Source organism: Bacillus sp. LK2 (genome assembly GCF_001043575.1).
GTDB lineage: Bacteria > Bacillota > Bacilli > Bacillales > Bacillaceae_G > Bacillus_A > Bacillus_A paramycoides.
This window is the reverse complement of sequence record NZ_LDUK01000022.1, coordinates 1-10,341: the sequence shown is the minus strand read 5'-3', so window position 1 is coordinate 10,341 and position 10,341 is coordinate 1. Positions and strand designations below refer to the sequence as shown.

At 36.6% G+C, this 10,341-nt stretch carries 9 protein-coding genes and 2 pseudogenes; 6 read left to right on the top strand and 5 right to left on the bottom strand.

The genetic code is table 11. The features are described 5' to 3' along the window. Window positions 1–118 precede the first annotated feature (118 nt). On the bottom strand, window positions 119–955 hold the full coding sequence (locus VK90_RS17320; protein WP_048374226.1) for an alpha/beta fold hydrolase: 837 nt from the start codon (window positions 953–955) through the stop codon (window positions 119–121). Window positions 956–1,471: 516 nt separating this feature from the next. On the opposite strand from VK90_RS17320, the gene ycaC reads away from it, so the two are divergent. The 4 genes from ycaC to VK90_RS17300 all read left to right on the top strand — a co-directional run bounded on the left by ycaC (window position 1,472) and on the right by VK90_RS17300 (window position 5,387). Continuing rightward, a complete protein-coding gene (ycaC, locus tag VK90_RS17315; protein WP_048374225.1) occupies window positions 1,472–2,116 on the top strand; it encodes an isochorismate family cysteine hydrolase YcaC in 645 nt (214 codons plus the stop codon). 199 nt (window positions 2,117–2,315) lie between these two features. Next, window positions 2,316–2,960: a hydrolase gene (locus VK90_RS17310; protein ID WP_048374224.1), complete on the top strand. Its 645-nt coding sequence runs from the start codon at window positions 2,316–2,318 to the stop codon at window positions 2,958–2,960. Continuing rightward, window positions 2,957–3,538, top strand: coding sequence for an antibiotic biosynthesis monooxygenase (locus tag VK90_RS17305; protein WP_048374223.1), 582 nt, complete (start codon window positions 2,957–2,959; stop codon window positions 3,536–3,538). The genes VK90_RS17310 and VK90_RS17305 overlap by 4 nt, the downstream gene beginning before the upstream one ends. Before the next feature lie 13 nt (window positions 3,539–3,551). Then, the gene (locus tag VK90_RS17300; protein ID WP_048374222.1) at window positions 3,552–5,387 is read left to right on the top strand and encodes an amidohydrolase; all 1,836 of its coding nucleotides are present in this window, start codon (window positions 3,552–3,554) and stop codon (window positions 5,385–5,387) included. A gap of 166 nt (window positions 5,388–5,553) precedes the next feature. Here the strand turns inward: VK90_RS17300 and VK90_RS31435 are convergent, their stop codons facing one another. From VK90_RS31435 to VK90_RS17280, 4 genes and pseudogenes are all read right to left on the bottom strand, one after another. After that, entirely contained in the window at window positions 5,554–5,751 is a 198-nt protein-coding gene (locus VK90_RS31435) for a DDE-type integrase/transposase/recombinase (RefSeq protein ID WP_048374221.1), read from the bottom strand. Window positions 5,752–5,780: 29 nt separating this feature from the next. Then, window positions 5,781–6,659, bottom strand: a complete 879-nt coding sequence (locus tag VK90_RS17290) for a LysR family transcriptional regulator (protein WP_048374220.1) — start codon at window positions 6,657–6,659, stop codon at window positions 5,781–5,783. 220 nt (window positions 6,660–6,879) lie between these two features. Continuing rightward, a pseudogene (locus VK90_RS29905) lies at window positions 6,880–7,251 on the bottom strand (MarR family winged helix-turn-helix transcriptional regulator). A 387-nt stretch (window positions 7,252–7,638) separates the two neighbouring features. After that, window positions 7,639–8,829 carry an MFS transporter gene (locus VK90_RS17280; protein ID WP_048374219.1) on the bottom strand — a complete coding sequence of 397 codons (1,191 nt, stop codon included), beginning with the start codon at window positions 8,827–8,829 and terminating at the stop codon, window positions 7,639–7,641. Between the two features lie 359 nt (window positions 8,830–9,188). On the opposite strand from VK90_RS17280, the gene VK90_RS17275 reads away from it, so the two are divergent. Both VK90_RS17275 and VK90_RS17270 read left to right on the top strand, forming a co-directional pair. Next, window positions 9,189–9,776, top strand: coding sequence for a TetR/AcrR family transcriptional regulator (locus VK90_RS17275; protein WP_141528961.1), 588 nt, complete (start codon window positions 9,189–9,191; stop codon window positions 9,774–9,776). Between the two features lie 304 nt (window positions 9,777–10,080). Continuing rightward, window positions 10,081–10,341, top strand: a pseudogene (locus VK90_RS17270) (IS4 family transposase); the annotation flags it as partial.

Sequence of the window (10,341 nt, the reverse complement as noted above, 5' to 3'; positions counted from 1 at the left end):
CCTTAAGTTGATGGATGTGTGGAAATACCCCTAAGTAACCTGAAAAACCTCTAATCGATAAATTCGTGTTATTATTCTTGATATTGCTGTTGAACCGCAACTGGTAGTTCCTCAAAGATTAGTCTTTTAAAAATGTTAATAATGCTTCATTAAATTCTTTTGCATGAGTTGCGTTTAATCCATGAGGACCACCCTGTATTAGAGCGAGTTTACTACCAGGAATGGAATCATATGTGCGTTTTCCACTTAACTCAAAAGGTACAGTTGCATCAGAGTCACCGTGAATAATAAGAGTAGGTATATTGAACTTTTCCAAGTCCTTTCTAAAATCTGTCTTACTAAAGGCGGTGATACAATCGAGCGTTCCTTTAGGTGATGCACTAGCTGCAATATCCCAATTATATAAACGGAATGGCTCACTAACCAAATCTGTTCGATTACCAGCTGCGAAAAATCCCTTAGTAAATTCGTCAAGAAATCCAAGGCGGTCATTTATCACGCCACTTTTGAATTCTTCAATTGCTGCATCATCTAATGCCCCTTCAGGGTGACTCTCTGATTTGTATAAATAAGGAGGAACTGCTCCAGCAAAAACAGCCTTTTCAATACGATCTGTTCCATATGTACTAATGTACCGAGCTACCTCACCTCCACCCATAGAAAAACCAACAAGTGTGACATTTTGAAGATCTAAATGTTCTAATAGTTGATGTAAATCAGAAGTAAAGGTATTATATTCATATCCTTCCCACGGCTGAGATGACTTTCCAAAGCCTCGACGATCATATGTTATAACTCTGTATCCAGCCTCAACAAGAGCGGGAACTTGGTATTCCCAAGATCGACCACTTAACGGCCAGCCATGAATTAGTACTACTGGTTTTCCTATACCATGATCCTCATAATATATCTCAATTGGTGCTTGATTTTCGGTTCCTACAGTAATTTTTGTCATTCTTCTGCCTCCAAAAAATATTCTAATATATATCCTTTTCTTCAATAATCCGGATGAATTTCGTAACCTATTTATGCACGTTTATGTTGTGAACTCTAAGCATGAAACTCTATTGTTCCGATGAATTCATTTTCTGTTTTTGTAACAATTCCCCATCTAATACCTTTTTCATCATGAAATAATTGCTGAACATTCCTCAAATCCAATTCTAATAACAAAAATAGGTAACTATCAATATTGTTCTATCTATAGAATGTATAGGTAAAATCAATCAATTTTATGGTAAAAATAACTATAGTTACCACCTATATAAATTATAGATAATTTATAATTGATTAATGAATTGGTTTTCAAATACTATAAATTTGTATAGCGCTTCATGTTCTGTGAACGCTGCTATAATTAATATTAACGGTCAGTTTAGTTATAAGCTACTCGTAACAAACGAAGAAATTTATGATAATATTCCACTATTTAAACTTTCTTCGATTACTTAGTTTTTAGGAGGAATACATATTGGCTGATCTCTATTCTCGTATTAACAAAGATGATGCTGTCGTTCTTTTAGTAGATCATCAAACTGGTCTTATGTCCGGACTAGTACGTGACTATGGTGTTGATGAATTCAAGAACAATGTTTTAGCTCTTGCTCACACTGCTAAGTTTTTTGATTTACCAGTTATTTTAACAACAAGCTTTGAACACGGACCTAACGGACCTTTAATGCAAGAATTGGTTGATCTCTTTCCTCACGCACCAAAAATAGCTCGACCTGGACAAATTAATGCATGGGATAATGATGATTTTGTAAAAGCAATCGAAGAAACTGGAAAAAAACAACTTATCATCGCGGGCGTAGTTACGGATGTTTGCGTTGCTTTCCCGGCACTTTCTGCTATAAAAGCTGGGTATGAAGTATTTGCTGTTACTGATGCTTCAGGAACTTTCAGTAAACAAGTTGCAGATGCTGCCAATACGCGTATGGCACATAGTGGCGTGCAACTTATGAACTGGTTTAGCGTAGCGTGTGAATTACAACGCGATTGGCGCAACGATGTCGAGGGTTTTGGCAATTTGCTTGCTAGTAATCTTCCAGGTTATCAAAATATAATTGGAAGTTATAGGAGAGCTCAGCGAGATTTTAGTAAACAAAATGCATAAATGTATTCCAAAGAAATAGCTATAAATCACTTTTTAAAAAAGTGGATAGTATAAATTTAGCGCTGATTAAATCAGTGCTCTCTTTTAAATTAAGAAGTATAGCAAAGCTTTTATTTTTACGATTACAGCTGGAATTAACGGAAAATATGTTTCTTTCAAAAAACTTCATTTAAAACAATTAAAAAAGGAGTGTTTTATTATGAGTAATTTAGAATTGTTAAATCCGGGGAACAGTGCATTAATTTTGATCGATTTTCAGCCTCAAATGACTTTTGGAGTTGCAAGCATTGACAGACAAACATTGATTAATAACGTTATGCTGCTTGCTAAATCAGCAAAAGCTTTTAACGTACCTACTATTCTTACTACAGTTGAAACACGCAGCTTTTCTGGTTATTTTTGGCCACAAATTCTTGACATATTCCCAAACCATGAAATTATAGAACGTAGTTCAATGAACTCTTGGGAAGATTCAAAATTTGTTGAGGCAGTTAAAGCAACAGGTAGAAAGAAATTGATATTTGCAGCACTTTGGACTGAAGTTTGCCTTGCATTCCCTGTGCTTGAAGCAATTAAAGCTGGCTATGAAGTTTATGCAGTTGATGATGCTTCAGGTGGTACTAGTTTGACAGCACATAACGCTGCTATGCGTCGTGTAGAACAAGCTGGAGCAATTCCAGTGACAGCAATTCAAGTTTTACTTGAATACCAACGTGACTGGGCACGAAAAGACACTTATGACGATGTTATGGAAATTGTGAAAGAGCACACTGGCGCTTATGGTCAAGGCGTGGAATACGCATATACTATGGTGCATGGTGCGCTTGCAAGTAGAAAAAAGTGAAGCAAGAAGGAGTAGCACATACAGAGAACGCGATGGACGCTGGTGGTTCAGTAACAACGATTGTTACATGGGAAATTCAAGAGGGGCGAGAAGAACAGTTTGAAGCGTGGAGACATGAAATTGAAGCTGTTGCTACTAAATTTCCCGGACATTTGGGCGTAAATCTAATAGTCCCGAATAACGGATCCAGAGAGTATACTGTTGTTTTTCGCTTTGATACGTATGAACATCTACGTGCTTGGCAAGAATCAGATATTCGTCGAGATTTGTTAAAAGAGGCAGAACGATTTCAAGCCACTAATCCAACTTACAAAACTGAAAGCAGTTTGGCGTATTGGTTTGTTACTCCGAAAACACCAGTTCCACCGCCAAAATGGAAAATGTCTATTGTTACCCTTCTTGGTGTATGGCCTCTTAGCATTTTAGTTCCTATGTTGTTAGGGCCAATTATAATAAATATGAATACCATTTTGTCATCTTTTTGTGTGGCTGCATGTATAGTGTCCTTGCTATCATGGGTAGTAATGCCGATTCTCGCTAAAATATTTCATCCCTGGTTACAAAATAATAGAAAGTAGACGAGGTGTGAACATGAATCTACCGGATATGATCTTATATAACGGAAAAATCACTACCCTTGATCCCTCTCAACCTGAGGTATCGGCTATCGCCATAACTGATGGTTTAGTCACTGCCGTAGGTGGAGATGAGCTTCTTAATAGTGCTACAGAAAAAACCAAAAAAATAGACCTTAAAAGAAAGAGAGCTATTCCGGGCTTGAATGACTCTCATATACACGTTATTCGTGGCGGTCTTCATTATAATATGGAATTACGTTGGGAGGGTGTGCCATCACTTGCTATTGCTTTGGAAATGCTTAGAGAGCAGGCAAGGCGTACACCTGCTCCTCAGTGGGTAAGAGTAGTTGGAGGTTGGTCTGAATTTCAATTTAAAGAGAGACGGATGCCAACTTTGGAAGAGATTAATGCTGTTTCTGAAGACACGCCTGTCTTTGTGCTACATCTTTACGATAGAGCACTTGTAAATCGTGCAGGGCTGCGTGCACTGGGATACACAAAAGATACCCCAGACCCTCCGGGCTGTTTAATTGAGCGGGATAAACGAGGTAATCCAACGGGTCTATTAATTGCAAATCCTAACGCTTCTATTCTTTATTCAAGTTTGGGTAGAGCTCCAGTACTTAATTTTGACGACCAGATTAACTCAACTCGCCATTTTATGCGCGAATTAAATAGATTAGGTATCACAAGCGTCATTGATGCAGGTGGTGGATTCCAAAATTATCCTGATGATTACAAAGTTGTTGAACACTTAGCGGAGAAGGATCAATTAACTTTGCGTATAGCGTATAATCTATTTACGCAAAATCCAAATCATGAATATGATGACTTTGCTTCATGGGCCAAGATTGTTTCTCCGGGTCAAGGGAATGATAAGTATAAAATGAATGGTGCTGGAGAAATGTTAGTATTCTCGGCAGCCGATTTTGAAAAATTTCAAATGCCACGGCCCGAACTAGATACGATGATGGAAGCTGACTTAAAGAAAGTAATTTCTCTATTGGTAGAAAACCGTTGGCCATTCCGTTTACATGCAACTTATGACGAGTCAATTACACGTTTCTTAGATGTTTTTGAAGAAGTCAACAGAGAAATTCCTTTTAATGGTCTACGCTGGTGGTTTGACCATGCAGAAACAATCTCAGATCGTAGTATGGAACGTGTTAAGGCTTTAAATGGCGGTATTGCCATCCAAGACCGCATGGCTTTCCAAGGTGAATACTTTGTTGATTTATACGGAAAGGAAGCTGCAAAGCGTACTCCTCCGATTTATCGTATGCTAGACCTGGGTATACCTGTTGGCGCCGGTAGTGATGCAACCAGGGTTTCTAGCTATAACCCTTGGGTTGCTCTTTACTGGATGGTTGCCGGAAAAACCATTGGTGGTCTTTCGATATACGATGAAAAGAATAAACTTGACAGAAAAGTAGCCCTGGAACTATATTCCAAAGGAAGTGCATGGTTCTCTGGTGATGAAGGTAAAAAGGGAACCCTTGCAGTAGGTCAGTTTGCTGATATTGCTGTATTGTCTGCTGACTACTTTATTGTGCCAGAAGAAGAAATCAAAGACCTTGAATCATTACTCACCATTATGGGTGGGCAGGTTGTTTATGGAAATGATGAATTTAAAAATTTATCACTTGAATTACCACCAGCATCACCCGATTGGGCACCGACGGGAGTATATGGGTATGGTGGGGCTAATCTAGCCCATAATATACTTTCTCGCGATGCCCATAATCACAAGTCTCATCGTTGCAGTAACCCTCTCCATCAACACACTCATACCGTAATAGGAAAAGATGGAACTAAATGGGGTATTGGCTGTACTTGCTTTGCTTTCTAAGTCAGAACCACCGGTATAATGCCGGTGGTTCTCTTTCTATAATAAGGGTTTTGGGCCGAAGACGGACCCAAATAGTAAGGATATTAAGATCATAATGGTAATATGAGCTTTGGTGCAAATAATATGTACATTCGCAATAGCAGTATATCCCTAACAGAATCTATTACTATGCGGTAAGACCGAAGAGTTCATTGATTGACTTGACTTGTTTTTTGACAGACTTCTCCCCTTGCAAAGTCTGTCCTTTTTCCCTTAAATAAAAGTCAATGGTATTCCCTTTTGAATCGACTACACCACACATATAAATCCACTGCCCTTTGACTTTAATATAAGTCTCATCCCAAGACTTATAAATTACTTTCAATTTTTACACTAGAAGCATTATTGTTTCTATTATAATGATACTTTTTCAGGATCATTTAACTTCTGCATAAAGATACGTGCTGAAAAACTTAAAAATTTATCATCAAAGTGAATAAGATTAATATCTTGACTTGGTGTTGGATCAGTAATACGAACTATGCTTAAGGTATCATTATTAACAAAGCCAACCAGTGAAAGAGGTATTATGGCAACCCCATATCCATTGTATACAAGGCTTAATAGAGAAATAGAAGATTTTGTTTCTATATTTGCTTCAGATAAAGATAACCCTAAACTTTCACAATATATCTTAATCGATTCACGACAACTACATGAAACCATTACTCTACTCAGCCCTGCTAATTCTCGAAAAGAAATAAATGATTTTTCATTCAAAGGATGATTTTTTGGAATTACAAGGACGAGATCTTCGCTATACAAAAGGGTGCTTGTTAATGTGTCTGGAATTTGAGCACTACGTGTGATCCCTATATCAATATTTTTGTCAACGATTTGATTTACAGCAACTTCTGATTCTATAATTTTTACTACAATGTTGGGATAATGTTGTTGAAACTTCATAATATAAGGCGTTAAATAAGTGAGATCTTCTAATAAACCTCCTATAGTAATCACACCTCTTTTCACACCCTTTAATTCAAAAATTTCGTTATAAACCTCATCAAATTGTTGCATGATAAATTTCCCTTTATCAAATAGCAATTTACCTGCTTCTGTAATTTTGATACCTCTTCCAACTCGATGAAATAAAGGTGTATCAAGTTCACCTTCTAACACACGTATTTGTTGACTTAAAGTCGGCTGTGAAATACCTAGAACTTCCGCAGCTTTAGTAAAACTACCATTATTACAAACTTGAATAAAATACTCTAAATGACGTAATTCCATTCTTGATACCCACTCTCCGCTTTATAAAAGATTCACATTTAAAAGAACAATTTGTATGCGCTATCATAACGACTATCTTTCCAGTTTATACTAATTTCAATTCCATTATTTCTTAATTTTGGATTCTCGTAAATGTACTACCATTTATTAATTTTTTCCTCCTATTTATTTAATTTATATTTAATTAGGATATTACTAATTCGAGATATACTTCTAAAAATTATAGTTCTTGTGCATAATATCCTAATTTCTTCAACTGTTCGATTATCAATTTTTTCTCAATATAGTCCAAACCACCAAATATTTGCCGAATTGCCTCTTTATGCTGAGGGAAAATAGTATCCATCAATTCAATACCTTCTGAAGTAATTGACGCATACGTGATACTACTACTTGCAAGTAATATTTTGTCTCCAATTTTTTGTATGGGCTGATCGCTTTTACTTTACAGTAGCTCAAGCACTGCGAATTCAGTTGGATTAAGTCCATAACTTTTTATATCTTCTTCAATTCGCTTAGTGATTGACTGTACCGCCCTTGATAATATAACAAATAACTTTAAAGATAAGTTCTCATCGTTTATCGCGCTCATAATTACCAATCCTTTACAAGTTATCTTGAATTCGAGATTTATTATATTATCGTCAAAATATTATGTCAATAATTTATTTTAGTTTTATCAAACCACTTATAATTTATTTCTCAACATAAGACATATGGAATCGTAAGAAAATAATTGTTAACATATAAGCATCTCAATTGCGTAATTTTTTTAAAGAGGGCTTGTTTTCTAAAGCAAGCTCTCTTTTGTCATGGTCTAAATGGAATTCGGCACATTTTAAATGGTGAGTTTTGTCCTCTTTTAGCGATAGAGACAAAAAATCAAACTTCAAAATAACCGCCATTAATCTATAAAACTCGGACATACCAATGAATAAGCATTCAAACAAATCTGGACTGCTAAAATTCAATTATAAAACTATTTCTCTGTAGAAAAATAAAGAAGGGCTATGATCGGAAAAGCAATTCCTATCCATAATGTTAGATTCCATCCACCTAAGGCATATGCCCATCCTCCTATAAACGATCCAACTGCACCTCCTAAAAAGAAAATAGCCATAAAGAGCCCGTTTAATCGACTACGTATTTCTGGCCCCAATGAGAAAATTAAACGTTGACTAAGCACAAGGTTTGCAGATACTCCCATGTCCAACAGAATTGCAGCAATTACTAAAACAGCTATTCCGATGGGCGAACTACTTTGAATAATAAGTGGTAGTAATAAAGAAATAATAACAACAGTGAGAGCTATCCCAGTGGCGGGCCGTGTCCAGCCAAGATCCGCTAAACGACCACCTATTGGAGCAGCTATTGCACCTGTAATTCCGACAAGTGCATATAATGCTATGGCAGTCTGAGAAAAATGAAAAGCAGGACTAGACAATAATAATGGAACAGTGGTCCAGAATAAGCTGAAAGCCCCAAATACACAAGCATGATAAATTGCACGACGGCGTAAAATTGGAGTAGTTCGTAGTAGTTGCCTCATTGAACTAAGTAAGGCGGTATAATTTGTTTTTGCCGTTGGTTTCCTAGTAGGGAGTACTTTCGATAATACAAACGCCAAGACAATAATTACAGTAGCAGATAAAGCAAATATTGCATTCCATCCCCAGATATCAGCTACTAGACTAGATATCGGACGCGCAAGCATAATACCTAATAACAGGCCACTCATGACATTACCAACTACACGACCGCGTGCATCTTCCGATGAAAGGTATGATACAAAGGGTACGAGCACTTGCGCTGCGACCGACCCCAGTCCGATAAAGAATGAAGCTACTAACAACAAGATTGCGCTCTTTACAAAAACTGTGGCAGTTAGAGCAACTGCACTTAAAAATAACAATATAATTATCAATTTTCTATTCTCAACAATATCCCCTAAAGGTACAAGAAATAGTAAGCCAACAACATATCCAATCTGAGTTAGCGTTACAATTAATCCAGCGCTACTATTAGAAAGCCCAATTACATTACTAATTACCCCAATTAAAGGCTGGGCATAATAAAGATTAGCCACAATGATACCACATGCAGTTGCTAGAAGAATGATTAAACCCGATGAAATCTCCTTATCAATTGCTTTATTTTTAAAATTAGACATATCTATTTCCTCCCATACCTTTATTTCAAAATTACTGAATCGCCTTGGTAAGAACTACTGCACTACCATTGTTCATTGTTCTAAAGTGAGCCTGAACTACTTTCCGTTCTTCTTTCAAAAGATCCAATTTCCCCACTTTTTTATTCCCCTTTTCTAAATATTTTTTAGTAATTCACTTTGTAAATTTGGGAACCTGTTTAAAGTCCTTACCATTATAAGATGCTAGGTAATCAATAAACTGAATGTTTAGTTTATTGATTACCTAAAATATATACTAAACGTTCAGTTTTGTAAATAGGCTATTTTATTATTCGTTCATATTAAGTATACTAAACGTATAGTTTATGTTCTTGAAAGGAATGATTAATGTGCAAGGTAAAAGAGGTCGACCACGTAATATCGAAACCCAAAAGGCTATACTTTCTGCATCCTATGAGTTATTACTGGAAAGTGGCTTTAAAGCAGTCACAGTAGATAAAATTGCAGACCGCGCTAAAGTTAGCAAAGCTACGATTTATAAATGGTGGCCAAATAAGGCTGCTGTGGTAATGGATGGTTTTCTTTCTGCTGCTGCAGCCAGATTGCCTGTACCTGACACGGGTTCAGCATTGACTGATATCTTAACTCACGCCACAAGTTTAGCCAGTTTTTTAATAAGTCGAGAAGGCACTATTATTACTGAGTTAGTTGGCGAAGGGCAATTTGATTCGAAACTAGCAGAGGAATATCGTGCTCGATATTTCCAACCACGTCGCCTGCAAGCAAAGCAACTTCTGGAGAAGGGAATTAAAAGAGGCGAATTAAAAGAAAACCTCGATGTTGACTTAAGCATCGATCTCATTTACGGACCAATTTTCTATCGGTTGCTAGTAACTGGTGAAAAGTTGGATGATTCCTATGTGCATGACTTGGTAATAAATGCATTCGAAGGAATACGATTGAAGTGATTAGTATTCAAACAAATGTTTAGAACTCCCACTCCCTCCCCTATGCGGATGCAATTTAAATTAACTTGATAATTACTCTAAAAGGATCATCATGCGAATAATTTTCGTTATGGGATATTATAATGTCTTAACTTGATTGGCATAGGGTCCTTCCACACATCCATCAACTTAAGGATTTAGACTATTCTTAAAGTTAAAAGCACGTTACTATTCTCTTATGTTAATGAGAAAGGGTGACGTGCTTTTTATGAATATGCATCAAAAATAAGAGTTGTCTTTATTTTCCAAAGAGCTATATCGCTATATGTCTCCCGCTACACTTAATCAATTAGCTATAGAAGCAGGCGGAATGAAACGAAAACGTAAGTGCCATGGGCACCATTTTTTATCTTTGTGTGTATGGTTAAATCAACAAATCGCTACTACCTCTCTTACTCAACTTTGTAGTCAATTAGAAACTTCAACAGGCATTTTATTAAGTCCTGAGGGACTTAATCGGCGATTTAACTCGGCTTCTCTAGCCTTCTTTCGAACTGTATTCACTACACTTCTACAGGCTAAAATT

What these genes read in the sequence shown, in the direction of transcription:
- VK90_RS17320 (WP_048374226.1), bottom strand. Translation starts at nt 955, where the DNA reads ATGACAAAAATTACTGTAGGAACCGAAAATCAAGCACCAATTGAGATA.
- VK90_RS17310 (WP_048374224.1), top strand. Translation starts at nt 2,316, where the DNA reads ATGAGTAATTTAGAATTGTTAAATCCGGGGAACAGTGCATTAATTTTG.
- VK90_RS17300 (WP_048374222.1), top strand. Translation starts at nt 3,552, where the DNA reads ATGAATCTACCGGATATGATCTTATATAACGGAAAAATCACTACCCTT.
- VK90_RS17290 (WP_048374220.1), bottom strand. Translation starts at nt 6,659, where the DNA reads ATGGAATTACGTCATTTAGAGTATTTTATTCAAGTTTGTAATAATGGT.
- VK90_RS17280 (WP_048374219.1), bottom strand. Translation starts at nt 8,829, where the DNA reads ATGTCTAATTTTAAAAATAAAGCAATTGATAAGGAGATTTCATCGGGT.
- VK90_RS17275 (WP_141528961.1), top strand. Translation starts at nt 9,189, where the DNA reads ATGATTAATGTGCAAGGTAAAAGAGGTCGACCACGTAATATCGAAACC.